The 25970-nt window shown below is 67.5% G+C and carries 21 protein-coding genes and 1 riboswitch; of the genes, 5 read left to right on the top strand and 16 right to left on the bottom strand.

The genetic code is table 11. The features are described from left to right. The 5 genes from G3N94_RS05000 to rrtA form a co-directional block, all read right to left on the bottom strand. Positions 1-871: DUF6596 domain-containing protein (locus tag G3N94_RS05000; RefSeq protein WP_205790985.1), on the bottom strand; the 871-nt coding region annotated here is incomplete at its 3' end. Next, entirely contained in the window at positions 868-1284 is a 417-nt protein-coding gene (locus G3N94_RS04995; RefSeq protein ID WP_205790984.1) for a VOC family protein, read from the bottom strand. The genes G3N94_RS04995 and G3N94_RS05000, both read right to left, overlap by 4 nt. A 25-nt stretch (positions 1285-1309) precedes the next feature. Next, on the bottom strand, positions 1310-1732 hold the full coding sequence (locus tag G3N94_RS04990; protein WP_205790983.1) for a YciI family protein: 423 nt from the start codon (positions 1730-1732) through the stop codon (positions 1310-1312). Positions 1733-1856: 124 nt separating this feature from the next. Beyond that, a complete protein-coding gene (locus G3N94_RS04985; RefSeq protein WP_205790982.1) occupies positions 1857-2210 on the bottom strand; it encodes a YciI family protein in 354 nt (117 codons plus the stop codon). Positions 2211-2393: 183 nt separating this feature from the next. After that, positions 2394-2999: a rhombosortase gene (gene rrtA / locus G3N94_RS04980; RefSeq protein WP_205790981.1), complete on the bottom strand. Its 606-nt coding sequence runs from the start codon at positions 2997-2999 to the stop codon at positions 2394-2396. 343 nt (positions 3000-3342) lie between these two features. Between rrtA and G3N94_RS04975 the strand changes: the two genes are divergently transcribed. The 4 genes from G3N94_RS04975 to G3N94_RS04960 all read left to right on the top strand — a co-directional run bounded on the left by G3N94_RS04975 (position 3343) and on the right by G3N94_RS04960 (position 7893). Continuing rightward, complete coding sequence (locus tag G3N94_RS04975) at positions 3343-5286, top strand: ExeM/NucH family extracellular endonuclease (RefSeq protein WP_205790980.1); 1944 nt, start codon at positions 3343-3345, stop codon at positions 5284-5286. A gap of 339 nt (positions 5287-5625) precedes the next feature. Beyond that, complete coding sequence (locus G3N94_RS04970; RefSeq protein ID WP_205790979.1) at positions 5626-6012, top strand: DUF883 family protein; 387 nt, start codon at positions 5626-5628, stop codon at positions 6010-6012. Positions 6013-6062: 50 nt separating this feature from the next. Further along, positions 6063-6647: a YSC84-related protein gene (locus G3N94_RS04965; RefSeq protein WP_205790978.1), complete on the top strand. Its 585-nt coding sequence runs from the start codon at positions 6063-6065 to the stop codon at positions 6645-6647. Positions 6648-6840: 193 nt separating this feature from the next. Beyond that, positions 6841-7893 carry an AI-2E family transporter gene (locus G3N94_RS04960; protein WP_205790977.1) on the top strand — a complete coding sequence of 351 codons (1053 nt, stop codon included), beginning with the start codon at positions 6841-6843 and terminating at the stop codon, positions 7891-7893. Positions 7894-7990: 97 nt separating this feature from the next. On the opposite strand, the gene G3N94_RS04955 is transcribed toward G3N94_RS04960, so the two are convergent. The 5 genes from G3N94_RS04955 to G3N94_RS04935 form a co-directional block, all read right to left on the bottom strand. After that, the gene (locus G3N94_RS04955) at positions 7991-8554 is read right to left on the bottom strand and encodes a hypothetical protein (protein ID WP_205790976.1); all 564 of its coding nucleotides are present in this window, start codon (positions 8552-8554) and stop codon (positions 7991-7993) included. Between the two features lie 128 nt (positions 8555-8682). Then, on the bottom strand, positions 8683-9471 hold the full coding sequence (locus G3N94_RS04950) for an SDR family oxidoreductase (protein WP_205790975.1): 789 nt from the start codon (positions 9469-9471) through the stop codon (positions 8683-8685). Between the two features lie 189 nt (positions 9472-9660). Then, positions 9661-10977, bottom strand: coding sequence for an Nramp family divalent metal transporter (locus G3N94_RS04945; RefSeq protein ID WP_205790974.1), 1317 nt, complete (start codon positions 10975-10977; stop codon positions 9661-9663). 200 nt (positions 10978-11177) lie between these two features. Further along, entirely contained in the window at positions 11178-12143 is a 966-nt protein-coding gene (locus tag G3N94_RS04940) for a helix-turn-helix domain-containing protein (RefSeq protein WP_346778648.1), read from the bottom strand. Positions 12144-12670: 527 nt separating this feature from the next. Then, positions 12671-13552, bottom strand: a complete 882-nt coding sequence (locus G3N94_RS04935) for a Dyp-type peroxidase (protein ID WP_205790973.1) — start codon at positions 13550-13552, stop codon at positions 12671-12673. 560 nt (positions 13553-14112) lie between these two features. Here G3N94_RS04935 and G3N94_RS04930 point away from each other — a divergent pair. Continuing rightward, positions 14113-15975, top strand: coding sequence for an ABC transporter ATP-binding protein (locus G3N94_RS04930; RefSeq protein ID WP_205790972.1), 1863 nt, complete (start codon positions 14113-14115; stop codon positions 15973-15975). A gap of 110 nt (positions 15976-16085) precedes the next feature. Here G3N94_RS04930 and G3N94_RS04925 read toward each other — a convergent pair whose 3' ends face one another. The 6 genes from G3N94_RS04925 to G3N94_RS04900 all read right to left on the bottom strand — a co-directional run bounded on the left by G3N94_RS04925 (position 16086) and on the right by G3N94_RS04900 (position 25933). Next, entirely contained in the window at positions 16086-16805 is a 720-nt protein-coding gene (locus G3N94_RS04925; protein ID WP_205790971.1) for a carboxypeptidase regulatory-like domain-containing protein, read from the bottom strand. Between the two features lie 62 nt (positions 16806-16867). Next, on the bottom strand, positions 16868-19267 hold the full coding sequence (locus G3N94_RS04920) for a YjbH domain-containing protein (RefSeq protein WP_205790970.1): 2400 nt from the start codon (positions 19265-19267) through the stop codon (positions 16868-16870). A gap of 346 nt (positions 19268-19613) precedes the next feature. Then, positions 19614-20852 (bottom strand): voltage-gated chloride channel family protein, encoded by a 1239-nt coding sequence (locus G3N94_RS04915; RefSeq protein WP_205790969.1) that lies wholly within the window; start codon positions 20850-20852, stop codon positions 19614-19616. Between the two features lie 81 nt (positions 20853-20933). Further along, a riboswitch (Fluoride riboswitch) is annotated at positions 20934-21037 on the bottom strand. 69 nt (positions 21038-21106) lie between these two features. Then, positions 21107-22783 carry a methyl-accepting chemotaxis protein gene (locus tag G3N94_RS04910; RefSeq protein WP_205790968.1) on the bottom strand — a complete coding sequence of 559 codons (1677 nt, stop codon included), beginning with the start codon at positions 22781-22783 and terminating at the stop codon, positions 21107-21109. Between the two features lie 162 nt (positions 22784-22945). Next, a complete protein-coding gene (locus G3N94_RS04905; RefSeq protein WP_205790967.1) occupies positions 22946-24079 on the bottom strand; it encodes a hybrid sensor histidine kinase/response regulator in 1134 nt (377 codons plus the stop codon). Positions 24080-24349: 270 nt separating this feature from the next. Continuing rightward, positions 24350-25933, bottom strand: a complete 1584-nt coding sequence (locus G3N94_RS04900; protein WP_205790966.1) for a Na+/H+ antiporter — start codon at positions 25931-25933, stop codon at positions 24350-24352. Between the last annotated feature and the right edge of the window lie 37 nt (positions 25934-25970).

Here is a 25970-nt window from a genome sequence, read left to right as displayed (position 1 = left end):
GATCGAGCGCGGCGAGGCCGCGCCGGATCAACAGCGGTTCCCAGCGGCTGCGGTCCTGGTCGAGCAGCAGCACCGGGCGGCCCTGCGCGTCGGTGCGCGCATGCATCCGCGACGCCTGCAGTTCCATCAGTGCGACGAGCCCGAGCACCTCGCTCTCGTCGGGTGCGAGCCCCGCGAGCACGCGGCCGAGCCGCAGCGCTTCGTCGCACAGCGCCGGACGCGTCCAGTCGTCGCCGGCGGTCGCCGCGTAGCCTTCGTTGAAGATCAGGTAGATCACTTCGAGCACCGACGCGAGCCGCGCCGGCCGCGCGTCGGCAGCCGGCACCTCGAACGGCACGTGCGCCGCCGCGAGCGTGCGCTTCGCGCGCACGATCCGCTGCGCGATCGTCGGCTCGGACGCGAGAAACGCGCGCGCGATCTCGTCCGTCGTCAGCCCGCCGAGCAGCCGCAACGTCAGCGCGACGCGCGCGTCCTTCGACAGCACCGGGTGGCAGGCGGTAAAGATCAGCCGCAGCAGGTCGTCGCCGATGTCGTCGTCGCGCGCGTCGGCGAGCGCGTCCGCGATATCGGGCACCACGTGCGCTTCGAGCGCGTCGAGTTCGTGACCGAGCTGGTCGCGCTTCGCCGCGTGCAGCGATTCCTGGCGGACCCGGTCGAGCGCGCGCCGCTTCACGGCCGTCATCAGCCATGCAGCGGGATTGTCCGGCACGCCATCGACGGGCCAGTGCTCGAGCGCCGCGACGAGCGTGTCCTGCGCAAGCTCCTCCGCGACGCCCACGTCGCGCACCACCCGCGCGGCCCGCGCGATGATCTTCGGCGCCTCGATTCGCCAGACGGCCTCGATCGCGCGATGCGTCGCCGCATGCGTCACGACGCCGGCCCCTGCGCGGCCGCGTCCTGCGCCATGTACGTCAGTTCCCACACGTGGCCGTCCGGATCGGCGAACGCGTGGCCATACATCCCCGGATATTCCTGCGGCGCGCGTGGTGTCGTGCCGCCCGCCGCGCGCGCCTTCGCGACGACCGCGTCGACTTCGCCGCGACTCTCGCACGACAGGCACGGCAGCACCTGCACGTGGGTCGCGGGATCGACGATGGTCTTGTCGGTGAAGGTCTGGAAGAACGGCCTGACGAGCAGCATCGCGAAGATCATGTCGCTGATCCGGATGCAGGCTGCCTGGTCGTTCGTAAACGCGGGCACGGGCTCGAAGCCGAGCGCCGCATAGAACGCCTGCGCGCGCGGCAGGTCGGCCACCGGCAGGTTGATGAAGATCTGCTTGTGCATGTGTACGCTCCTTGCGGGTTCGCGTTCAGACTGCGTTGCCGCGGGCGGCCTGCAGTTCGCGGAACCGTTCGACCGCGTCGCTCGGCGTAAGCTCGTCGAGCTCCATCAACTGACGCACCTCGACCTCGCAGTCCATCTCCACGCCGAACGGCGCGGGGAAACGGCGCGACCACTCCAGTGCCTCGTCGCGCGAGCGCACCTGGATCAGCGTATAGCCGGCGATCAGCTCCTTGGTCTCGGCGAACGGGCCGTCGATCACCGTGCCCTTGCCGCCGACGTAATGCACGCGCCAGCCCGTCGCGCTCGGCTGCAGGCCCGTCGCGTCGAGCAGCACGCCGGCCTTCGCCAGTTCCTCGTGATAGGTCGTCATCACCTCGACCAGACGGTTGTCCGGCGGTGCGCCGGATTCGCTGACGGCATTCGCCCGCACCATGATCATGAATCGCATCGTTCGCTCCTGGTTTCAGTTGTCGGCGACGCCGGCCCACCGGCGCCATATCTGGACGACGCACGAGTCACGGCCGGATCGACGCGTGGCACGACGAATCAGGGTAAATACCCAGACCCGGTGATCAGAGGAAGCACGGACCGACCGCGCGCACCTCGACCGTGCACCACTGCGCAGCCGGGCACTGGCGCGCGATTTCGAGCGCTTCCGCGTGCGTGTCGACGTCGACGAGGAAGAAGCCGCCGATTATCTCCTTCGCCTCCGCGAACGGCCCGTCGATGAGCCGCGTCTCGCCGTCGCGCACCTGCACGCGCGTCGCGCGGTCCGTCCGTTCGAGCGACTCGACCGCGCGCAGCACGCCACGCGCCTTCAGGCCTTCCGCGAAGTCCTGCATCCGCGCGTAGAGCGCTTGCCCGTCGGCGAGCGTGCGGTCGGCGCGCTGGTCGGTCGGTTCGACAATCAACAGCATGTAAGCCATGAAGCTCTCCTCGGAAGGGGGTGGCGGTCGGGCCGGCCGGGGTCGGAGTGTGGACCACCTGTTGGTTTCGATGTTTCGTTGCAGTGCGTGCTTTGTGTTCGCGTGCTTCGTATTCGCGGGTTTCGGATCGCGGGTGCTGATCGCTAGTGCTGATCGCGGGTCGCGGCTCGCCGCAGATGACCGCTATTTTGAGCCGGTGGTGTGCAACGGTCCATGCGATCGCACACGGCGCCGACGCGCCTCGCACGCGGTCACGCCCGCCCATGCGACACCCACGACCAGCCCCGCCGCATGCCCCGCCGGCGCAACCGGCCCGCCGAGCCACGCCGTTTCCGCAGCCGGCGTGCCGTACAGGCATTGCCAACCGACCCGGGCGGCGAGCATGGCAAACGCGCAGGCCGCGAGCCACGCAGGCATCCGGCGGCCCGCAACGGCGCTCAGCACATACGCGAGCGCGCCATAGACGACACCTGACAGGCCCGCATAACGCTCGACCTGCGGCGCGCCGAACCACAACAGCGCGCCCGTGCCGCAGGCGAGCGCGAAGATCGTGCGCAGGCCACCCGCGTCGCGTCCGGCCAGCCATGCGCACGCGGCCAGGCACGCGACGTTGAGCCACGCGTGCGCCCAGCCAAGATGCACGAAATGACCGGTTGCAACTCGCCACCCCTGCCCGGCCGTGATCGCCGCGCGGTCGTAGACGAGCGCCGCTGTGATCGACGCGGGCAGGCACTGCAGGCCGACCACGGCCACGCACACTGCGAGCCAGCCGGGATCGACGAGCCGCATGCCGTCGCAATGCGACGGCGCTGTGCGGGAACGCGATGGAGGTGGCGCTGGCATCGGCATCGGCATCGGCATCGGCATCGGCATCGGCATCGATCGGGTATCGGTCACTTCATCGAGTTCTCGCGGAAACGAGCAACCGCGCGGGCGTCAATCAACCCGCGCGGTGCGGATTTCGGCGTGTTGTGCGGCCGCTGCACGCAGTGATATTGCGGCATCCCGCGGCCAATCGCGCCATCCCTGGCCAACCGGCACTGGCCGAACGGCCTGTTCCCGCCACTTCATTACATCTTGCTGTCACCATGCGTTACCAACCTTTCACCCCTTCCGCCATACGGACCGTCCCATGCGCCACACGCTGCCATCGTTCGCCCTTGCCTCGTCCCTCGCCGTTTTGGCCCCCGTTGCCGTCGCCGCGTTGCCGGTCAGCGCCGCCTGCGGCGGCGCGGCGACGCCCATCGTCGACCTCCGGGGCAGCGCCGCTCCATCGCCGCTGGCCGGACAGACGACATCGATCGAAGCGGTCGTCACCGCGGATTTCGGTGGCACCGACGGTTTCGGCGGGTTCTTCGTTCAGCAGGCCGACGCGCAGCGCCGCCACCGGCCGGGCGTCTCGGAAGGCCTGTTCGTCTACGCGCCGAAAACACGCGCGACGGCCGGCGATCTCGTCCACGTGACCGGCAAGGTCGACGAGAAATTCGGCCAGACGCAGCTCACGCTGTCGGGCGGCATCGCCGTCTGCGCGCGCGGACAAACGGTCACGCCGGCCACGCTGACGCTGCCCGTCGCGGCCACGTCGGCATTCGCCGCATACGAGGGCATGCTGGTGCGGCTGCCGCAGACGCTGACAGTCAGCGACACGTACGAACTCGGCCGCTACGGCAGCATCGTGCTCAGCAACGGCCGGCTGCGCACGCCGACACATGTCGTCGCGCCGGCACAGGCTGCCGTGCAGGCGGACGCGAATGCGCGCAACCGGATCGTCCTCGACGACGGCTCGTACAAGCAGAACCCCGCCACGGTGCCCTACCCGCCGCCCGCGCTGAGCGCCGCGCACACGCTGCGCGCGGGCTATACGGTGCGCGGGGTCGAAGGCGTGCTCGAGATGCGCTACAACGCGTGGCGGCTGCAGCCGGTGCCGGGCAACGCGGCGCCCACGTTCGACGCGGCCGCGAACCCGCGCACCGATACGCCCGCGCGTCACGCCGACGCCGACCTCCGGGTCGCGTCGTTCAACGTGCAGAATTACTTCAACGGCGACGGTCGCGGCGGCGGCTTCGACGCGCCCGACAACCGCGGCGCGAAAACGCCCGCCGAATTCGCACGGCAGGAGCCGAAGATCGTCGCGGCACTGCGCGCGATGCGCGCCGACGTGATCGGCCTGATGGAAATCGCGAACAACGGTTACGGCGGCGCGAGCGCGATACGGCGTCTCGCGGCGCAGCTCGGCGAGCACTGGCGCGTGGTCGAGCCCGGCACGCCGCGGCTCGGCGGCGACGCGATCTCGGTGGCGCTGCTGTACGACAGCCGCACGGTCGAGCCGACCGGCCGCGCGGCGACGCTCGCGATCGACAACCTGAATCGGCAGCCGCTCGCGCAGACGTTCCGGCGCATCGGCGGCAGCCGCGCCGTCACGGTCGCGGTCAATCACCTGAAATCGAAGAACTGTCCGAACGCGACGGGTGCGGACCTCGACCAGGCGGACGGCCAAGGTTGCTGGAACGCAACCCGCACGCGTGCGGCCGAGCGCATCGCCGACTGGCTCGCGGGTGCGCCGACCGGCGCGGCGGCCGACGGCGTGCTGCTGATCGGCGACCTGAACAGCTACGCGAAGGAGGACCCGATCCGCACGCTCGAATCGCGTGGCTTCGTGAATCTCGCCGCGCGCTTTCTCGGCGACGATGCGTACAGCTACGTCTACGGCGGCGAAGCGGGCTACCTCGACCACGCGCTCGCGACACCGGCGCTCGCCGCGCACGTGAAGGCCGTGCATGACTGGCACATCAACGCCGACGAACCCGTCGCGCTGCAGTACACACTGGATTACAAGACACCCGCGCAGCAATCGAGCTACTACGCGCCGGATTCGTACCGTGCGTCCGACCACGATCCGGTGGTGATCGATCTCGCGCTCGCCGATCGCAACACATCGCCGGTCCAGGACAACAGTACGTCCGGCGGATCGGGCGCCGGTTCGACGAGCGCGGGCGGCGCCGATACGTGGCTGTTGCTTGCACTCTCGGCGGCCGGCATCGGCGTCGCCATGCGGCGCACGCGCGGCTGCGAATGATCGGGCGCGAGCGGCCGCGCGAGCTGGTTCGCGCCATCACGCACGCCCGCCAAGAAGGCCCGTCACCGGGAAGCGGAATTTACCGATCGACCTTACAGTTCGCATCACTTTTACCCGGCCAGCGAACGCGAGCCGCACGCCGCGCAAGCCATCGGCGCAACACCCGCCCGCGCAGCGAAAAAAATTCTCTCCCGCCGCGTCAGGCCTGGCGGGGCTCTGCGGGCTTTGCGCCGATGATTCGAACGATTGTCTCGAAACTCCCCCGCATTGAAAGAATCACACAGATTGCAGCGATTCTTCTTATCTTCAATTTGCTTGGTTCATAGGAGGATGATCACCATGGCGCTCACCGACTCGATCGAACACAAGCTGGACCGCGGACTGTCGGACATCCGCCGCACCGGCCGCCGCGTGGGACGCAGCACGCGTGCCGCCGCGCGCGACCTGCATGCGGACGTGAAGGACGATCTGCGCGAGCTCGTCGACGAGCTCGACGATCTGTTGAAGAACGATGGCGACGGCGACATTGCCGCGTTGCGCAAGCGCGTGCAGTCGCGTCTCGACGACGCGCGCAGCACCCTCGATGCCACATCGAATTCCGCGGCCGCCCGGCTGCGCGATTCCGCGGAGCGCGTGTCGCAGGTCGTGCATGACAACCCGTGGCAGACCGCGGGCGTCGTCGCCGGCCTCGCGTTCGTGGCGGGCCTGCTCCTCGCCCGCCGTTGATCCCGGCTACCTGTCGTGCCGCCCTCAATCCGAAACGAAGGAGAACAAACATGCAAAAGACGCTCGTGATGAAAGCCGCGGCGGCTGTCGTGCTCGGCAGCCTCGCCCTCGCCGGCTGTACCACCACGCCCGACAAGAATCCGCCGCCTGCCGCGAACGCGTCGAAACGCGAATCGATCGATGCGAGCGTGAACGCAACGCTGTCGCGCCTTTATTCGACGGTGCCGGGCTCGCGTGAACTCGTCTCGAAGTCGCGCGGCGTGCTCGTGTTCCCGAGCGTGCTGCAGGCCGGCTTCATCGTCGGCGGCCAGACCGGCAACGGCGCGCTGCGCGTCGGCGGCGCGACGGTCGGCTACTACAACACGTCGTCGCTGTCGGTCGGCCTGCAGGCCGGCGCGCAATCGAAGGCGATCGTGTTCCTGTTCATGACGCAGGATTCGCTCGACACGTTCCGCAAGTCCGAAGGCTGGTCGGCCGGTGCCGACGCGTCGGTCGCGGTCGTCAAGGTCGGCGCGAACGGCGCGGTCGACACGACCACGGCCACTGCGCCGGTCGAAGTGCTGGTGCTGACCAACGCCGGCCTGATGGGCGACCTGTCGGTGAACGGCACGAAGGTTTCGAAACTCGACATCTGACGAATCGATGCGGCGCTGTCATAGGTGCGGCGCCGCATCCGCTTTCCTGCAGCGCCGCGGCTTCGGCCGCGGCGTTTTCGTCTGAGCACAGCGGCCGCACCTATGACAGCGGCGCCTTTGCGGGCATACTCCGGTTCGGGCCGTCCCGGACACGTGCCGGGCCTTCAGTCTTCACCCTCACGCGAATGCCATCATGGATAGCGGAAACGACCACCAAAAATTCTTCTATCTGCTCCTGTTCGTCGTCACCGTCGGACTCTGCTGGATTCTCACACCGTTCTTCGGCGCGGTCTTCTGGGGCACCATTCTGGCGATCCTGTTCCAGCCGGTGCAGCGCTGGCTCGCCGCCCGCTTCGGCAAGCGGCGCAATCTCGCCGCACTCGTCACGTTGACGCTGATCATCCTGATCGTGATCCTGCCGCTCGTGTTCGTCACCGCGACGCTCGTGCAGGAAATCGCGTACGTGTACCAGGAGATCAAGACCGCGCAGCCGAACTATACGCAGTACTACCAGGACATCATCCACGCGCTGCCGACGTCGATCCAGCGGCTGCTCGCGAAATACGGGATGACCAACCTCACCGGCATCCAGAGGAGGCTCACCGACGGTGCCGCGCAGATCAGCCAGTTCGTCGCGGCCCAGGCGCTCGTCATCGGCCAGAACACGTTCCAGTTCGTGATCAGCTTCGGCGTGATGCTGTACATGGTGTTCTTCCTGCTGCGCGACGGCGGCGAGATCGGCCGCCGCGTGCGCCGTGCGCTGCCGCTCGACGACGAGCACAAGCAGCTGCTGCTGTCGAAGTTCACGACGGTCGTGCGCGCGACCGTGAAGGGCAACATCGCGGTCGCGCTCGTGCAGGGCGCGCTCGGCGGGCTGATCTTCTGGATTCTCGGGATCGAGGGTGTCGTGCTGTGGAGCGCGCTGATGGCGTTCCTGTCTCTGCTGCCCGCGATCGGCGCGGGCCTCGTGTGGGTGCCGGCCGCCATCTATTTTCTGATGATCGACGAGATCTGGAAATGCGTGATCCTCGTCGCGTTCTGCGGCGGCGTGATCGGGCTCGTCGACAACCTGCTGCGGCCGATCCTCGTCGGCAAGGACACCAAGATGCCCGACTGGGTCGTGCTGCTGTCGACGCTCGGCGGGATGGCGCTGTTCGGCATCAACGGCTTCGTGATCGGGCCGCTGATTGCCGCACTGTTCATGGCAAGCTGGGACATCTTCGCGCGCGCCGAACAGGGCGAGTGACGGATGGGCCGCGCTGGCGGCCCGTCGCGTGATACGTCACGCGCTGCCGTGCGGTATGCGACTGCGACGATCAGGAAACGCGAGCAGGCACGGCCCGTCACGGATGGAGGATCTTCATCACAACCGGATCGGCCATCTCGGCATCCGCTGCCGCGACCGTCATCGTGCCGCCATGCGGGCCGACGCGATAAGTACCGTCCGGCCGCGGCGGCGTGAGCTGCCCGCTGCCGGCATCGCGCCATGACGCGCGCACCCCGGATTCCGCCAGCGGCCTCAACGGCGCCCCATTCACATCGGCGAGCACGACGCTCGCCCCCGGCAGGCGCCGGCCGTGCGCATCGAATGTGACGGCTGCCGATGCGCGACATGCATCGCCTGCCGTCACGCCTGCCAGTACACGACATGCATCGCCCGCCGTCACGCCGTGACGAACCTCGACGGACGGCACCGCAAGCGTCACGTCGTATTGCTCGACGATCGCCCCCGAGAACCGCACCAACCCGCCCGACGCATGCCGTTCCGCCGCGCATGCGCCCGACGCGCCGAACGCGATGCACACGCCGGCCAGCATCGCGCACCACGTCCGGCACGCGTCATTGTGTTGCGCCGTATCCGTTGCGCGCGTGATTGTCGTCGACTTCCATTGCCGTGACGTCCGCATCTGTTCCCCCCTTTGCGCCAACCATTTGAAACCGGCGACGTGACGCTCGCGTCATGCCGCCGCATGTTGGCAACCACTTTAGGGGGACGTGTCCGAACAAGATATGGGACAAGTCCGAAATTGAGATGTCACACCGCGCACATGCCGCCGTCGATCACGAGCTCGGCAGCCGTGACGAACCGGCTCTCGTCACACGCGAGATACACGGCCGCATGCGCGACGTCGTCGGGCTCGCCGAGGCGCCGCATCGGAATGCCGCGCGCGAGCTTGCGCGTCGCGTCGCGCTCGCCGAGCTGCCGGAACAGCGGCTCGACGATGCCCGTGCGGATGAACGCCGGATGGATCGAATTGCAGCGCACGTCGAGCTCGCGGCGCGCGCAGTCGATCGCGACCGACTTGGTCAGCGCCGCGACCGCCGCCTTCGACACGTTGTACGCGGTGAACTCCGGTTCGACCTTGAACGCGGCGACCGACGAGATGTTGATGATCGACGCGGGCCGGCTCGCGCTCAGATACGGCAGCGCGTACTTGCAGCCGAGCACGATGCTCTCGACGTTGATCTCCATCACGCGTCGCCACTCCTTCAGCTCGAGCTGGTCGAGCGCGCCCATCGAGCCGACGCCCGCGTTGTTGACGAGCACCGACAGCCCGCCCATCGCGTCGTTTGCCTGCGCGAGCAGCGCCTGCCAGCGCGCGTCGTCGCGCACGTCCTGGGTCGCGGCAAACGCGACCGGCGCATCGCGGCCGGCATTGAGCTCCTGCGCGAACGCGTCGAGCACCGCCGCGTCGACGACGTCCGTCACGAACACCCGCGCGCCCTGCTCGACCATGCGGCGCGCGATCGCGCGGCCGAGGCCACCCGCTGCGCCAGTGATATATGCGCACTTGCCTGCAAGGCGCGAAGAAACCGCTGTCATCTGTCCCACTCCCGATCATGATTCGACGCCGCGGCCGACGCCCGGTCGGCAGATATCCGCCGTCGACGCAGAAAGACGGGCTCACCGCCGCGCGATTCACGAGTATATCGAGACTGCCATGCCGGTCGGCGCGTTCGACTGTCACGCAGCGTGCGCCGTCCGACGCACCGCGCATGCGACGCCCGCGCGTCAGCCCGCGACGCCGGTGATCAACAGCAGGTTCGTGCCCGTGATCACCGCGAACAGCGCCCACGCGGCCACCTGCATCCGCCGGCTGATCGCATGCTCGCCCATCGTCGCGCGATCGCTGACCGAACGGATCAGCGGCCACATTGCGAACGGCAACTGCAGGCTCAGCAGCACCTGGCTCCAGACGAGCAACTGGCCAACCGACTTGTCGCCGAGCCACAGCACGCCGATCAGCGCGGGCACGAGCGCGAGCCCGCGCGTGATCAGCCGGCGCTGGTAGCACGGGATCTTCAGGTGCAGGAAGCCGTCCATGATCACCTGGCCGGCGATCGTGCCCGTCAGCGTGGAGCTCTGCCCGGACGCGAGCAGCGCGATGCCGAACAGCAGCGCGGCCGCCCCGCCGACGATCGGCGTGATCAGTTTGTACGCCTGCTCGATGTCGGTGACGCTGGTCTGCCCGGTCGCATGGAATGCGGCGCCCGCGAGGATCAGGATCGCCGCGTTGACGAGCATCGCGACGACCAGCGACACCCAGGTGTCGATGCGCACGAGTGCGAGCGTGTCGCGGATCATCCCGCGCGCGCCGCCGACGACGCGCCGCGTCTGCACGACCGACGAATGGAGGTACAGGTTGTGCGGCATGATCGTCGCGCCGACGATGCCGAGCGCGAGCACGATCGCGTCCTTGCGGTCGTGGCCCGGGTCGCCCGGCACGAGGCCGTTGAACACCGCGTGCCAGTCCGGCGGCACCATCGCGACCTCCGCGACGAAGCAGAACGCCATCGTGCCGATCAGCCCGAGCACGATCGCCTCGATCTGGCGAAAGCCCTTGCCCTGCAAGCCGAGCACGATCATCGTGTCGAGCGCGGTCAGCACGATCCCCCACGCGAGCGGCACGCCGAGCAGCAGCTTGAACGCGAGCGCGCAGCCGAGCACTTCGGCGATATCGCACGCGATGATCGACACCTCGGCGGTCACCCACTGGACGGCGCGGCCGAACGACCCGTAGCGGTCATAGCTCGCTTGAGCGAGGTCCTTGCCGGCGACGAGGCCGAGACGTGCGGCGAGCATCTGCAGGAAGATCGCCGCGAGGCTCGAGAAGGCGACGACCCACAGCAGGCTGTAGCCGAATTGCGAGCCGGCCTGAATGTCGGTCGCCCAGTTGCCGGGATCCATGTAGCCGATCGCGACGAGCAGGCCGGGGCCGAAGAAGCGTTTCAGCTTCGCAAGGCGGGATGCGCCGGCGTCGATCGTGATGCTGCCCTTGACTTCGGAAGGACAGAACGGAGCCGTGGCGGTGGTTGGAAGAAAGGACATGGAAGCCGGAAGGCGGGTCGCGATACGGCCATTCTAAAGGCAGCCACGGCCAACCTCCGCTCGCTGCGGCCGGACGGCCGTCGCCGCGCATCACGGTGGACCACGCCGGCGCGATGCCGGCAGGCGGCGGTCAGGGCCGTCGGTGCCCTCCGCGCATCACGGTCGGCGCGCCACTGCCGACGCCGCCCGGCACGCCGTGCTCAGCGGCCGCCCGATGCGATGCCATACGGCCAGCTAACGGCCGGCGTGTCGGCCGGTTCGCTGTCGGCCTTCGAGATCCGCTCCCGCTCGGCAGCGCGATATTCGGTCGGCGACACCGACAGACGCTGCCGGAACAGTTTCGCGAGGCGCTCGCCGCTGCCGAGCCCCGTGCGCCGGGCGACCTTGTCGGCCGGCAGGCTCGTATGGACCAGCATGTGGCACGCGCGCTCGAGGCGCACGCTCAGCACGAATTCGGTCGGCGTCATGCCGATTTCCGTCTTGAAACGCCGCAGAAAATTGCGCTCGCTCATCGCGACGGAATGCGCGGTGCGCGCGATCGAGATCCGGTTCGCGCTCTGTGCGCGCAGTTGCTGCACCGACGCGCGAATCGGCGGGCTCGCGCTCAGCTCGCGGATCGCCCACATCGACTGCGCCTGGTGCGGGTCGACCGGCCGCGATACGTTGCGGGCGATATCCTGCGTGACGTCGTCACCGAGATCGCTGCGGAACATGTCCAGTGCCGTCGAAAACACGTCGTCGCAATCGCCCGCCGGTGCCGGCGCCGCCGGCGCCGACACGAGGCTCGTCGAGCCGGCTGCCGGGTTCGACGCAACGATCTCGGGAAGCTTCATCGCATCGCCGATCCAGCGGGCGTTTGCATGGATGTCGGTCAACCGGCGCTGCAGCGCATCGCTCCAGGTAACGACCGCGCGATCGCCGTGAAGATGAAAAAACGCGTGCGCGCGCTGGCCATGCGTGTCGTCGAGCGCGCCGGTCGCGATCTTTACGCCCGACGACGACTGCAGCAGTCCGCCTGCCGCGGACACGAACTCCAACTGGTAAGCGGCGCCGAGCGCCTGCAGACGGTTGGCGAGATTGAAGGCTTCGCCGAGACGCGCGGCCTGAGCCAGTGAAAATCCCGTACTCAGGAAAATGACGACCAACCGTTGATCTTCTACGTCCACGTACCCAGCCCCCGACTCTCTCAGTCTTCTCTTTATGACTCTCTGACCATCCGCGCCTTTATTTTCTATTAATCCATCGGCGTAACAGGATGGCCATTCTAAAACACCGCATCATAATCGAACCTGCGATGCCGGAGGCGCTGCCGTCCGCGATCGACCGGGTTATGGCGGATTATTACAGGATGTAATTGCATCCCGGCTTTCCGTTGGCCGGCCGGCGCGGAAGCGGATTAATCCGGGCGGCCGCCGATATCCCGCATCACCCGGCCACGCGCCGGCACGCATACCGACCCGATTTTCCGGATATACAGGAATCTGCCGGATTTAAATCAAACGAGCTTCGCAGCCGCCGTTCAGGCAAACCGCAAACGTTTTCCTTTCATCGGAATCAAAAAAGTCGGGCACGCGATTTTAAAATCGCAAGCTGCGACGGCCGAAACCAAAACGGGCGGGCCGCGATCGCACGCGGCCCGCCCGTCTGCAAGACTGCCTGTAAGCCCGTCTACCAGCCGTTGCGCGCGCGGCGCTTACAGCCCGAGCGCGGACAGGTCCAGCTTGCCGTCCTTCATCGGCGGACACCAGAAATACGCGCCCGTCAGCGGCCGCGTGAAGCGGAACAGGCCGTCGACGATCCCGTCTTCCTCGCCGCTCATCCGGCGCATCTGCACGTCGAACGCGCGGAACGAATGGCCGAACGCGACGAAGTACAGGCCCGCGCGGCGCGCATCCGACCACGGTGCCGAACGCCGCAGCATGAACGCGTCGGGCTCGAAGCTCTCCTGCGCGGTGCGCTTCACGTGCGCGAACTCCGGCGCGTCGTCGAGCTCCTCGTTGTCCGACTGGCGGCGTCCGATGATGTTGTCCATGTCGTCCGACGCGATGCTTTCCATCCGGTCGAAGTCGTGCAGCCACTGCTGCACCGCAACGAAGCTCGCGCCGTCGAGCCCGGCGCCCTGCCCGGACACGATCGCGGCCGCGACCGCGTCGTCGCCGGTCGGGTTCTCGGTGCCGTCCTCATAGCCCGACAGGTCGCGATCGTTCGCATAGCGGAACGCGTCGACCGCATCCTGCAGCGCGAACGCGGGTGCGAGCACGCGCTCGATCGCCCGCGCGCGCAGCGTGATCTCGCCGCGATCGTCGGAACGCAGCCAGACCCACACGTCGGCCGGCGTCGCCGGCAGCGGACGGTCCTTCACGGCAAAGGCCGGAAATCCGGTCAGCCCGGCGATCGGCCGCCCGATGCGCGTCGCGAGCGAATGGCCGAAGCCGACGACGGTATCGCGTCCGTTGACGATCTCGCGCAGCGCGGCGAGCGCCGCCGCGACGTTGTCTTCGTCGGAAATCGTGAAAGTGAGGTATCGGGCCGCCGCATCGATCGGAGCCAGAATGCCTTGCTGAACGTCGCTCATCGTTTCCCCAGGAATGTGTCGTGAATCTGCGATGGCCGCTTGGGCCGGCGCGCGCCCGCCGTTATCGAACCGTTGTCCCGCCGTCGCTTGGCGCGCGCAGGCATGCAGTTTAATCGATGCGCGCCCGGCAGCCGGACGACCGACGCCCGCATGCACGACGGCACGCCGCTCGCGCGGCATGCGGTGCTGCCCCGAATCGCCTAAATAGGGGCCAAACGCCTGATTTAAAAAGTATCCGCACGGCAACGCGCTATTCATCAGACATTGCAGCCGGCCTGATTCTGCTGATAAAATCCTTTCACGTCTTTTCGACGCCTTTTCTGCTTTTCAACCATTCACTTCAGGGAGGTGCTGATGTTCCGAATGCAGTCCGCCTTCCCGAACGTGGTCCCACGGCTCAGCTGATCCAGCCAGCCGTTTGCGCCGGCGCCTGACGGCCCGCGCATCTTCCCGACAGCCCGTTCCGCGTCATCCGCGTTGCATCCGCGGGGCCGGCTGTTGCGTTTTCGACGTTCTCCGAACCGGAAAGTCCCGTCGCGCGATGCGCCGGGCAACGACACATGACCAGAAAAACCACCCAACTGGGCGGCCATGCGTTCCAGGCCGTCTTCGGCTTTACATTGCGTTACTGGCGCCGGCAACCGGCGCGCATCGTCGCCGTCGCGGCGTTCTCGCTGCTCGCGGCGCTCTCCGACGTGCTCACCCCGCTGTTCGCCGGCCGCCTCGTCGACGCGCTGTCGCTCGGCGTCACCGACCGCTCGGCCGGCTGGCACGCGGCGCTCGCGTCGTTCGGCGCGCTCGCGGGCCTCGGCATCGGCGCGACGCTGCTGCGGCAAGGCGTCTACCTGAACATCATCGCGCTCACGCTGAAGATGATGGGCGAGATCGCGACCGCGTCGTTTCATCGCGTGCAACGCTTCTCGACCGACTGGCACGCGAACAGCTTCGCCGGCTCGACGGTCCGCAAAATCACGCGCGGGATGTGGGCGCTCGACCTGCTGAACGACACGCTGCTGATCGCGCTGCTGCCGTCGCTGACGATCCTGGCCAGCGCGACCGTGCTGCTCGGATCGCACTGGCCCGTGATGGGGCTCGTCGTCGGCGCGGGCTCGGTGCTGTACATCCTCGTGACAGTCGCGATGTCGCTCGGCTTCGTCGCGCCCGCGGCGCGGCTCGGCAACCTGTGGGACACGCGGATGGGCGGCGCGCTCGCGGATGCGGTCAGCTGCAACGCGGTCGTCAAGGCGTTTGGCGCCGAACACCGCGAGGAAGCGCGGCTCGCGCGCGTGATCGGCAAATGGCAGAAGCGCACCCGGCGCTCGTGGATGCGCGGCACGTTCAACGGCGGCCTGCAGGGCGCGATGCTCGTCGCGCTGCAGGCAGCGATGATCGGCGTCGCGCTGAGCCTGTGGGCACGCGGCGAAGCGAGCGTCGGCGACATCGCGTTCGCGCTGACGATGTTCTTCATGCTGCAGGGCTACCTGCGCGACGTCGGCTTCCACATCCGCAACCTGCAGCGTTCGGTGAACGACATGGAAGAGCTCGTCGAACTCGCGCGGCAGCCGCTCGGCATCGATGACCGGCCCGACGCGCAGCCGATCCGGATCACGCACGGCGAGATCCGCTTCGAGCACGTGACGTTCCGCTACGGCAACCATCCGCTGCCGCTGTACGACGACTTCTCGATGCGCATCGCGCCGGGCGAGCGGATCGGCCTCGTCGGTCATTCAGGATCGGGCAAGACGACGTTCATCAAGCTGATCCAGCGCCTGTACGACGTGCCGGGCGGCCGCATCACGATCGACGGCCAGGACATCGCGCAGGTCCGGCAGGACTCGCTGCGCAACCAGATCGCGATCGTCCAGCAGGAGCCCGTGCTGTTCCACCGCACGCTCGCGGAAAACATCGCGTACGCACGCCCGGGCGCGAGCCGCGCCGACATCGAACGCGCGGCGCGGCTCGCGAGCGCGCACGATTTCATCGTCGCGCTGCCGGACGGCTATGACACGCTCGTCGGCGAACGCGGGATCAAGCTGTCGGGCGGCGAGCGGCAGCGCGTCGCGATCGCGCGGGCGTTCCTCGCGGACGCGCCGGTGCTGATTCTCGACGAAGCGACGTCGAGCCTCGACAGCGAGAGCGAGGTGCTGATCCAGCAGGCGATGGAACGGCTGATGGAAGGCCGCACGACGCTCGTCGTCGCGCACCGGCTGTCGACCGTGCGCGCGCTCGACCGGCTGCTCGTGCTCGATCGCGGCAAGGTGATCGAGGAAGGCAGCCACGATGCGCTGATCCGGATCGACGGCGGCGTGTATCGCCGGCTGTTCGAGCGGCAGGCGCTGGAGCTCGCGAAGGGGCTGACGGAGCGTCCGGGCGCACGCCCGCTCGAGGGCGCAGAGCCGCTCGGGCAACCGGCGGAAGCCTGATCCGCCGGGTGTGCATGCGTGGCGCGCGGAATCGCGTTCGATCCGCGCGCCACGCGTTACACCGAAACCGGATCCGCGCGCCTGCGCGAGCCACGCGGATGAGTTCGTCGTTACGACGGGTTGCCGCTGCCGCCCTTGCCGCCGGTCGGCTTGCCGGCCTTCTTGCCGTTATTCGACACCTTGTCGGTCAGCGTCGGGTTCGGTTGGCCGTTGCTCGTGAATGCGCCCTTCCCGCGCAGCGTTTCAAGGTCCGCATCCTGGCCGGCCTGACCGGGCTTGAACGGCGTCGTCAGGAATGCTGACGCCGACAGTGTCACGCCGGTTTCGTTCTTGATGGTCTGGATGACCCCATTCTCCGCAGCCGTAATGTCCGCAGGATTCGTCAACGCACTCTGGTAGTCCGGATTGGTCGCGAGCCCCGCCAGCAGCCCGTTCAGGTCCGTGCCAAATTGGCCGGCGAGATAGGTCAGCAGCAGTTCGGTCAACGGCGTCACGTTGAAGGTGCCGCCGCCGCTTGCGAACGAGTGGAGCGTGGTCGCCCCGTTCGTCCCGGTAATCGCGCACGGCCCCGACAACACGAACGAGATCGAGAACGCGCCGTTCGCGTCGGCCGTGCCCGACCCGCTGCCGCTCGCGCAGGTGATCGTGATCGCCGCGTTTGCCATCGGCGCGCCGACCGCAGCCGTGCCGCTTATCGTGGAGGCCGCAGGCGTGGGAGTGGATCCGCCCGAACTGTCGCTTCCCCCGCCGCACGCCGCGAGCGTGCCCGCCGCGAGTGCGAACGTGCCGACTTGTAATGCCCTCAGTGCCAGTTTCTTGATCGTCTTCATCGATTTTCTCCGTTAGGCCAGCTCTATATTCCAGAGGACTCTCCGGTCCCTCGATCACTGATTCATTGCGTCTCGTGGGCGGCCTGTAGCCGCGCGGCATCTGCCGGCAACTGCGCCGCATCTGCCGCGGGCGCCGCCGCACGCGCGGGATGCGCATAGCGCTTGTACGCGTCGCGCATCCGGTAAAGCTGCGTTGCAAAGTACTCGGCGCTGAAGCGCCCCTGATTGAGCAGGAACTGCTGCGTGTTGTAGCCAAAGACGAGGTTCTCGGCACCGTCTTGCGCGAGATAGTTCGACGATCCGACACGCGTGCGGAAATTGAGCGAGAACTGCTCGGGCCCGTTGATCTGCACGATCCCCGGCTTCATGCCCTGGCGCGGCGTCAACGGGAAACTGACCGTCACTCCGGCGAACGAGCCCCGGCCGCTGTGCCAGCCCTGCAGGCTGAACGACACGTCGTCGAACCAGCGCGTCAACGTGATCAGCGGCCCCTTGTCGCCGCCGACATAGCGCGCGACGCCCGCCTCGATCCACATCTTCCAGGACGGCTGCACCCACCGGTACGTGAGCAGCGCGTTCTTCTGGTCCGGCAGCGCATCCTTGCCCGGCTCGTGACGCAGATACGCGAGCTTCAGCCGCACCACGTCGGGACGGCCCGGCACGAACGCGGTCGTCTCGTTCTCGACGCCGAGATACTGGAGGTTGAACTTGCCGAGCGCGGTCACGTTGAACACGCGCGGCGCGATCCAGAAGCTCTGCACGAGCGCGACCGTCGACAGCCCGCCACGCAGGCGGTAGCTGTCGTAGACCCGGCCGTTGTCCATGTTCCGGCTGTTCGCGAGCGGCACGATCACGCTCGAATACAGTTCCGCGCCGCGCCACAGCGGCACGAATCCCTGGATGTTCGCGCCGACGGAATAGTCGAAGTTGCCGTACTCCGTGCCGTACAGGTAACTCGTGACCGGCGCGATCTGGATGCGGACGAGCCCGTGCTTGTGCGCGTTGCCCGTCCACGCGATCGTGCCGGCGTCGTGCGTCGGCCGCGTGCGCATCGTCAGCAACGCGCCGGCTTCGGTGGGCGCACCGCCTTCGACGAATCGCGCATACGCGGCGCGCTCGATGCTCACTTCGCCGAGTGGCTCGTTCGCCTTCTTGATCACGACGCGAATCGTGTCGACACCGCTCGGCGCGTATTCCGCCGCCGCGCCGAGCGCGATGCCGAGCGCGTCGGCCTCGTTCTGGTTGTAACGGTGGTTTTCGTATTCGACGACCAGGTCCGCGCCGACCGCGCCCGCACGCACCCGCTCGAGCCCTGCGTCGGTCAGGATGCGCACGATCTCGTCGAGCTTCGCTGCATCGGGCATCGCTGCATCTGGCGTCGCCGTATCGGGCATCGCCGATTTGGCGGGCGCCGCTGTTTTCAGGTAAAGCGGGCTGCGCAGCGGCAACGCGTCGACGTGGTCGTATTCGGCTGCGACGCTCGCCGGTGAATCCACACCCGGCGTCACGCGCACGAACGATCCGAATGGTGCCGCTGCCGAGAGCGGTACCGGCGCGACGTCGCTGTCGGCACGCAAGCCGTAGGCCGATGTCGTGTTTGCTGTCGTGTTTCCAGCCGTATTCTCTGCCGTGTTTCCCGCGGCGGCCATTGGCCCCTGGCACAGCCCGTCGCCACAGCGCGCCGCGTCGAAGCGCTTGCCCAGCGGAATCTGTACGCCGATCGAAAACGAGGTTCTCGCGACAACGCCGTTGGTGTCCTTGAGCGCGCGCACCAGCGTTCCCACGATACTCGCGTCGGCCAGCCAGCGGATCGGCGGCGAACGGTAGCGGATGCCCGCATACGGCGTCTTCGAATCATGCTCGGCCAGCAGCGACAGGCCCGTGTGCCACACCTGCAGTTCCGCGCCGCCGAACACGCCGTCGAGCCGGTCGCCCTTGCCATAGCCGACGGTGAACGTCGCGGGCCCGAGCGACTGCGACACGACCCCGTACGTCGATCGGAAATAGTGCGTCTGCCCACCGATATCGCTGATGCCGAGCGCCATGTCGGGCTGGTACGCGAAAAATTTCGGCACCGCGACCTTGAGGTTCGCCATCAGGTGCCGCAGCACCAGATGATCGTAGCCCGGCACCGTGACCGGGTTGTGGCCGGGATAGTTCACGAGCCCGCCGGACACCTCGACATACGGAAACAGGCCGACCGCGCCCCACACGATGTCCGAGCGCGTCGTCTTCTTGCCGAAACGCGGATCGATATAGTTGTTGTATTGCCCCTCGAACGTCCCCTCGGGCAACACGAACCCGTAAGGAATCACGAGGCCGCCCGTCAGGCCGAGCGATGTCAGCGCTCGCGAATCGGCCGCATGGGCCGCCTGGGCGGAAAGGGAAAAGGCCAGCGCGGCGCCCAGTGCGGCAGCCGTCGGCCTGTTCGTGATTCTCTGCGCGCGTAACTTGTTTGTCATTTGTTCAGGTCGAGATTGCTCGAATCGCGTTGAGGCACTCAACATCGACAGACGTCGTCGTCCGGCACGCAACCACCGCGCCGCCTTCCCGACTCATCCCTGCTTCAAAAAACGTTACTTTGCACGACTAATCAAAGGCCCATCATCAACCACTCCACCCGCGCAGCGTGAACCAGGCTGAACCAGCACCAGCCGCTTCACGCGATCTCCTGACTGCGAGCATGTTTCAAGCGGAGATTAAAGGATTCGCCCCCAAATCTCCGCCAGATTCTTGATCAAATCAGACAACGCCGAATGCCACACGATGCGCGCCCGGCCGGCGCTCACTCCGCCGGGCCTCCGGTGCTCACTCCCCGCCCCCTCGCGCGCCCTTCTCCACGGCCACCCGCTGCGCCCGATAGATCCCCGCGTGTCCGGAAAACAGGTACGCGACGACACACGCGACGATCGCATACACGCCGATATCCGCGCCGAACAGCTCGATCGCCATGATCGTCGACGCGATCGGCGTGTTGGCCGCGCCCGCGAACACCGCGACGAAGCCGAGCCCCGCGAGCACCGGCACCGGCAGCGCGAGCAACTGGCCGAGCGCATTGCCGAGCGTCGCGCCGATGTAGAACAGCGGCGTGACCTCGCCGCCCTTGAAGCCCGATGCGAGCGTGACCACGGTGAACGCGAATTTCCCCGCGAAATCGTAGAGCGGCAGCGGGCCGTGGAACGCGGCCTCGATCGTCGGGATGCCGAGGCCGAGATACTGCGGCACGTTCAGCGCCGTCGCCGCGGCCGCCACGAGCAGGCCGCCGATCACCGGCTGCAGCGGCGCATAGCGGATGCGCTGGCGGAACAGCGCGGACAGCGCATGCGTCGCATGCGCGAACAGCCGGCCGACGACGCCGAACGCGATGCCCGCGACGACCGTCGCGCCGAGCCCCGCCGCGGAAACGGGCGGCACGAACGGAATCGCATACACGGTGTGATGCACGCCCCACAACCGGCACACGGCGTCCGCGACGATCGCCGACGCGACGCACGCCAGCAGCGCGTCGTAGCGCACGCGCCCGATCGCGAGCACTTCGAGCCCGAACACGGCGCCGGCGAGCGGCGTGCCGAACACCGATGCGAATCCGGCTGCGATCCCGCCCATCAGCAGTACGCGGCGATGCTCGCGGTCGAGGCGCAACAGATGCGTGACGCGATCGGCGAGCGCGCCGCCCATCTGCACGGCCGTGCCTTCGCGCCCGGCCGAGCCGCCGAACAGGTGCGTGACGACGGTCGCGACGAGCACGAGCGGCACCATTCGCTTCGGCACGAGCGCTTTCGGGTCGTGAATCTCGTCGATCAGCAGGTTGTTGCCGCGCGCGACCGACTGGCCGAAGCGGTGATAGATCCAGCCAGTCGCGAAGCCAGCCGCGGGAAGCCCCCACAGCAGCCACGGATGCGCGACGCGCGTGCCGGTCGCCCAGTCGAGCGCGAGCAGGAACAGTGCGGAAGCCGACCCTGCGAGCGCGCCGAGCATGGCCGACAGCGCGAGCCAGCGGCACACGTAACGCGCGGTCGCGAAGAGGTCTGCAGACGTGTTGAACATCGAGTGATTTCCAGATTCGACAGAACATCAAACCTGGGCGGCAGGGCACCGCATGGACGGCCTGCGACCTCCCGAACCCAGGAATGCGCAGGCATCATCAGCCGGACAACCGGCGGTTGAGGGCCGGTGCGCGCTCATGGCGAGCGGGACCGCGCCCGGGGAGGCATGCCATCTCCGAAGCGCGCATTGTACGCGGGCGCGAGTGCGGCGCGCAACGCGGGCCGTCAGCTGAGCGGCTTGTGCGGCTTTGCGTGTTACGCGTCGACCTTGAAGCGCGACACGCTGGTACGCAACTGGGTCGCAACGAGCGTCAGGTTGTCGATCGCCTGCGACGACTGGCGCAGTGATTCGGCCGTCTGCTGCGCGGCTTCCGACAGCTGCGACAGCGCCTGCGTGATCTGCTCGGCGCCGCTCGCCTGCGTCTGCATCCCTTCGTTGACCATCTGGAAACGCGGCGCGAGCGTCTGCACCTCGTCGATGATCTGCGACAGTTGCCCGCCGACCTGCTGCACGTCGAGCATCCCGCGCCGCACTTCCTCGGAGAACTTGTCCATCCCCATCACGCCGGCCGACACCGCCGACTGGATCTCCTTCACCGTCTGCTCGATGTCGTAAGTGGCGACGGCCGTCTGGTCGGCGAGACGGCGGATCTCGGTCGCGACGACCGCGAAGCCGCGACCGTATTCGCCGGCTTTCTCGGCTTCGATCGCCGCGTTCAGCGACAACAGGTTGGTCTGATCGGCGACCTTGGTGATCGTCGCGACGACCTGGTTGATATTGAGCGCCTTCTCGTTGAGGATCGCGAGCTTCGCGTTCACCGAGCCCGCCGCGTCCATCACGCTGCGCATCGTCTCGCCCATCCGCGCGAGCCCGCCCTGGCCCACGCCCGCGAGCGTCGCCGACTGCTCGGCCACGCCTGCCACTTCGTTCATCGTGTGCAGCAGGTCGCGCGATGTCGCCAGGATCTCGCGGGACGTCGCGCCGATCTCGGTCGTCGTCGCGGCCGTCTCGTTCGCGGTCGCCTGCTGCTCGCGCGACGTTGCCGCGATCTCGGCGACCGACGTCGCCACCTGCAGCGACGATTGCTGCGCGCGCGCGACGAGCTCGGCCAACTCGTCGGCCATCCGGTTGAAGCCGTCCTGCAGCGTGCCGAATTCGTCGCGGCGACGCAGGTCGAGCCGCTGCGTCAGGTTGCCGGTGCGCATCGCGTCGTGCACGCCGACGAGCCGCGCCATCGGCACCGTGATCGACCGGTACAGCGCGTAGCCGAGGATCAGCGCAATCACCAGCACGACGGCCAGCGCGACCGCCACCACGATCTCGGTGCGCTGCACGGATTCGCGGATCAGCTTCGCGGACTGATCCGCGAACTTGCGGTTTTCCTGGACCATCGTGTTCGCGTTGCGCACGGCCTCGGCCCATGCGGGCATCGCGCGCGCATACGCGGCGAGCGCCGCGTTGCGCGATGCGCCATTCTTCTGCACGGCTTCGTTCAGCAGCGGCAGGTAGCGGTCGTACGCGGCACGGAATGCGACGAAACGCGCGCGATCGTCGTCGCGGAAGGTCGCGTTCTGGTAATCGACCGACAGCGCGTCGACCTCCTTCACCGCGTCGCCGATTTTCGCGAGTGCGCGGTGCACGGCTTCCGGGTTGGTCTCGACGAACGTCGCCTGCTGTAGCAGCATGAACGATTCGTTGACGGCGGCGCGCAGCGACGACGCGAGATAGACGCCCGGCAGCGAGTCGCGCTCGATGCTGACCGCTTCGTTGTCGATCGTGCGCAGCCGATCGTAGGACAGGCCGGCCGTCAGCAGCATCAGCACGAACAGCACGCCGAAGCTGAGCAGGATGCCGTTGCCGAGCGTCAGCCGGACACCGCCGATCGTCGGATGCAAGCTTTCATTGGTCGCACTGGGCGTCACGATGGCCATGTTTGTTTTGGGCTTTCAAAGTCTGCGTTGAGAAAGGGGCGCGCCTGACGCCGTACCGCACGGCGAAACGCCGGCACAGTGCGGCACAAAGCGGCACGCACGCATGAGGATCGGCGGAATCGCACGCGGTGAGGCCGGCACGTGCCCCGCCGCCGCGCGGACTCACCGCTCCGCTTGCGCCGGCAGCCAGAGCGCGACCATGAAGCCGCGCGCGGTATTGCACATCTGGATCTGGCCGCGGTGCCGCGCGGCGGTCGCGCGGACGAACGCAAGGCCGAGACCGAAGCCGGCGCGCGCCGCGCCGTGCGCGGGCTCGAGGCGCACGAACGATTCGGTCGCCGACGCGCGCTGCGCGGGCGCGATGCCCGGGCCGGCGTCCTCGACACCGATCAGCCATGCACCGCCGTCGCTGCTCAGCGTGCAATGCACGTCGGTGCCGGCCGGGCCGTATTTCAGCGCGTTGTCGATCAGGTTCGCGACCGCGCGCGTCAGCATCATCCGGTCGCCCATCGTCACGCATTCGGTATCGGGCACCTGCGCGACGACCCGGCTGCCGAACCCGGCCGCCTTCTCCCACAGCTGGTCGACCGCGTCGAGCACGATCTCGTTGAGGCTGACGACTTCGTGCGCGCGCCGCTCCGATTGCGCGCGGGTCAGGTGGATGAAGCCGTCGGCGAGTGCGAGCGCGTGCCGCGCGTGGCCCGCGATCCGCTCCATGATCGGCGGCATCTCGCCGTGCTCGGCGCGGTACCCGTCGAGCAGCGCGAGGATCGACGTCTGCGGCGAACGCATGTCGTGCGACAGGAAATCGAGCGCTTCGTCGCGCTGGCACGACATCAGATAGGAATTCGAATGGTAGCGAATGCGCGCCGTCAGCTCCATCGCATCGGGCAGCTTGACCAGATAGTCATTCGCGCCGGCAATGAACGCCGCGCGCTTGACGACCGGCTCTTCCTTCGCCGACAACACGATGATCGGCACGCGTGCGGTGGCCGCATCCGCGCGCCACGCGCGGACGAGGTCGAGACCGTCGATGTTCGGCATCACGAGGTCCTGGAGGATCACCGTCGGCTTCACATCGCGCGCGACGGCCATCGCGTGCTGCGCGTCGGTGCAGATATGAAGGTCGATGTCATGCTCGCTGCGCAGCGCGCGACGGATCACTTCGCCGACGAACGGCTGATCGTCGACGAGCAGCACCGACAACCCGGATTCAAGGTAATCCGACGGGATTTCCTCGCTCGATTCCTTCATAAATGCGGCTTCAATCGACGAATCTCCGGTCGATTCTTTCATGTGAGTTGTTTATCCGACTTAAAAACTATCCTGTTTTTTCGGAAGAGAAACCTGTCCGCATTTGCCGATATGGCCCGTCGGCATTGCGTCGCGGGGCTGCGAGCGTCGATTTTCCCCGTCGACACCCGCATGCCTTCCCCGGCTCTTCTGTCAATAAACATAATCGGCTGATTCTAGATGAAATTAGTGTAAGCCATCTATCTCGTGCCGTGACGATTCCGACAAACGCGCAAAAAGATGCGCGTTCGATTAAATCGGATCATTTTGCGTTCAACCGCGCGCGTGCTCCGCCGACACTTCCTGCAGATCGAGGTCGCGTTCGAGCGCGTGCAGCATTTCGTCGTGAATCTGCCCGGAGCGATGCAGCCGCAACAGTTCCGCGCGGCCCGCCGCGATCGCGGCCAGCACGACGTCGTAGTGCGCGGCGCGCGCGCTTTGCGGATACGCGGGCTCGTCCTGTACACGTTGCGTCAACTCCGCGCGATACGTGTACTGCTCGAGCAGGCGCGGGTGAATCACCTCGCTGCTCGCGTCGCGCACGAGCGGCTGGATCGCCGCGAGCTGTGCAGCCTCGACACGCGCCCACGCCTGCGGCTCGGTCAAGTGATGCGCGGCGTGCGCGGGATGGCTCGGCAACCGCAGCAACTGGATCAGCGGACCGATCGTCGTGCCCTGCAGCAGCACGGTGACCAGAATCACCGCGAACGCGGCAACAAGGATCAGGTCGCGGCCCGGCATCGTGTCGGGCAGCGACAGCGCGACCGCGAGCGTCACGACGCCGCGCATCCCGGCCCAGCTCATCACGGTCGCCGCCTTCCAGTCGGGCCGACACTGGCTGCGCGTCAGCCCGTTCACGGGCCATTTCAGCGCCTCGACCGCATAGATCCACACGAAGCGCGACCCGATCACCGCAGCCAGCACCGCGAGCACGGGCGGCATCATCGTGCCGATCACCTGATCGAAGCCGCCGAGCCGGTGCATCACGCCGCGCAGCGACAGCCCGATCAGCACGAACACGAGCGCCTCGAGCAGGAACACGATGACCTGCCAGAACGCGGTGGCGCGCGTGCGCACTGCTGCCGAGAACACGTCGTGCTGGTACCAGCCGAGCATCATGCCGACCACCACGGTCGCGATCACGCCAGACACTTCGAGCATTTCGCCGGCGACGTAGCCGATCCAGCCGGCGAGCACCGCGACGGTGATCACGAGGTAATCGTCGTCGAGCAGCTTCAGGAACCGCACGACGAGCCAGCCGATCACGAAACCGACGACGACACCGCCGAGCCCCAGTTCCGCGAAGCTGACCAGCGCATGCTGGAAGCTGAACGCGCCGGTCAGCGCGGCGACAACCGCGAAGCGGAACAGCACGAGGCCCGCCGCATCGTTCAGCAGGCTCTCGCCTTCGAGCAGCACCATCAGCCGGCGCGGCAGCGCGACGCGCTCGAGCACGGCCTTCGCCGCAACTGCGTCGGGCGGCGACACGATCGCGCCGAGCGCGAAACAGGCGGCCCACGGCAGCGACGGCACGGCCCAGTGCACGGCGAGCCCGACGGCGAGCGTCGTGAACACCACCGCGCCGATCGCGAGCAGCAGGATGCCGCCCACGTTGCGCTTGAATTCCTCCCAGACGGAGAAATACGCGCCGTCCATCAGCAGCGGCGGCAGGAACACCACCAGCACGAGATCGGGATCGAGATTGATCGGCGGCAGGCCCGGAATGAACGCGATGCCAACGCCGCCGACGAGCAGCGCCGCGGCGGGCGGCAACCGCAGGCGCTTCGCGATGCACTCGAGCGCAACAATCGCAAGGAATGACAACAGAATCAGCTTGAATGCCGAGACGGGGGACATGAATCGACCTCGTGAAGAAATAATCCGCGGCGTCCGG

This window comes from Burkholderia sp. Ac-20353, from assembly GCF_017104785.1.
In the GTDB taxonomy this organism is placed as follows: Bacteria; Pseudomonadota; Gammaproteobacteria; order Burkholderiales; family Burkholderiaceae; genus Burkholderia.
Note: the sequence above shows the minus strand (reverse complement) of the source record. Positions and strands in the feature narration are given on the sequence as shown.

What these genes read in the sequence shown, in the direction of transcription:
- G3N94_RS04900 (WP_205790966.1), bottom strand. Translation starts at nt 25,933, where the DNA reads ATGTCCCCCGTCTCGGCATTCAAGCTGATTCTGTTGTCATTCCTTGCG.
- G3N94_RS04995 (WP_205790984.1), bottom strand. Translation starts at nt 1,284, where the DNA reads ATGCACAAGCAGATCTTCATCAACCTGCCGGTGGCCGACCTGCCGCGC.
- G3N94_RS04985 (WP_205790982.1), bottom strand. Translation starts at nt 2,210, where the DNA reads ATGGCTTACATGCTGTTGATTGTCGAACCGACCGACCAGCGCGCCGAC.
- G3N94_RS04925 (WP_205790971.1), bottom strand. Translation starts at nt 16,805, where the DNA reads ATGAAGACGATCAAGAAACTGGCACTGAGGGCATTACAAGTCGGCACG.
- G3N94_RS04935 (WP_205790973.1), bottom strand. Translation starts at nt 13,552, where the DNA reads ATGAGCGACGTTCAGCAAGGCATTCTGGCTCCGATCGATGCGGCGGCC.
- G3N94_RS04915 (WP_205790969.1), bottom strand. Translation starts at nt 20,852, where the DNA reads ATGTTCAACACGTCTGCAGACCTCTTCGCGACCGCGCGTTACGTGTGC.
- G3N94_RS04990 (WP_205790983.1), bottom strand. Translation starts at nt 1,732, where the DNA reads ATGCGATTCATGATCATGGTGCGGGCGAATGCCGTCAGCGAATCCGGC.
- G3N94_RS04945 (WP_205790974.1), bottom strand. Translation starts at nt 10,977, where the DNA reads ATGTCCTTTCTTCCAACCACCGCCACGGCTCCGTTCTGTCCTTCCGAA.
- G3N94_RS04950 (WP_205790975.1), bottom strand. Translation starts at nt 9,471, where the DNA reads ATGACAGCGGTTTCTTCGCGCCTTGCAGGCAAGTGCGCATATATCACT.
- G3N94_RS04905 (WP_205790967.1), bottom strand. Translation starts at nt 24,079, where the DNA reads ATGAAAGAATCGACCGGAGATTCGTCGATTGAAGCCGCATTTATGAAG.
- G3N94_RS04975 (WP_205790980.1), top strand. Translation starts at nt 3,343, where the DNA reads ATGCGCCACACGCTGCCATCGTTCGCCCTTGCCTCGTCCCTCGCCGTT.
- rrtA (WP_205790981.1), bottom strand. Translation starts at nt 2,999, where the DNA reads ATGCGGCTCGTCGATCCCGGCTGGCTCGCAGTGTGCGTGGCCGTGGTC.
- G3N94_RS04960 (WP_205790977.1), top strand. Translation starts at nt 6,841, where the DNA reads ATGGATAGCGGAAACGACCACCAAAAATTCTTCTATCTGCTCCTGTTC.
- G3N94_RS04930 (WP_205790972.1), top strand. Translation starts at nt 14,113, where the DNA reads ATGACCAGAAAAACCACCCAACTGGGCGGCCATGCGTTCCAGGCCGTC.
- G3N94_RS04920 (WP_205790970.1), bottom strand. Translation starts at nt 19,267, where the DNA reads ATGACAAACAAGTTACGCGCGCAGAGAATCACGAACAGGCCGACGGCT.
- G3N94_RS04955 (WP_205790976.1), bottom strand. Translation starts at nt 8,554, where the DNA reads ATGCGGACGTCACGGCAATGGAAGTCGACGACAATCACGCGCGCAACG.
- G3N94_RS04910 (WP_205790968.1), bottom strand. Translation starts at nt 22,783, where the DNA reads ATGGCCATCGTGACGCCCAGTGCGACCAATGAAAGCTTGCATCCGACG.
- G3N94_RS04965 (WP_205790978.1), top strand. Translation starts at nt 6,063, where the DNA reads ATGCAAAAGACGCTCGTGATGAAAGCCGCGGCGGCTGTCGTGCTCGGC.
- G3N94_RS04970 (WP_205790979.1), top strand. Translation starts at nt 5,626, where the DNA reads ATGGCGCTCACCGACTCGATCGAACACAAGCTGGACCGCGGACTGTCG.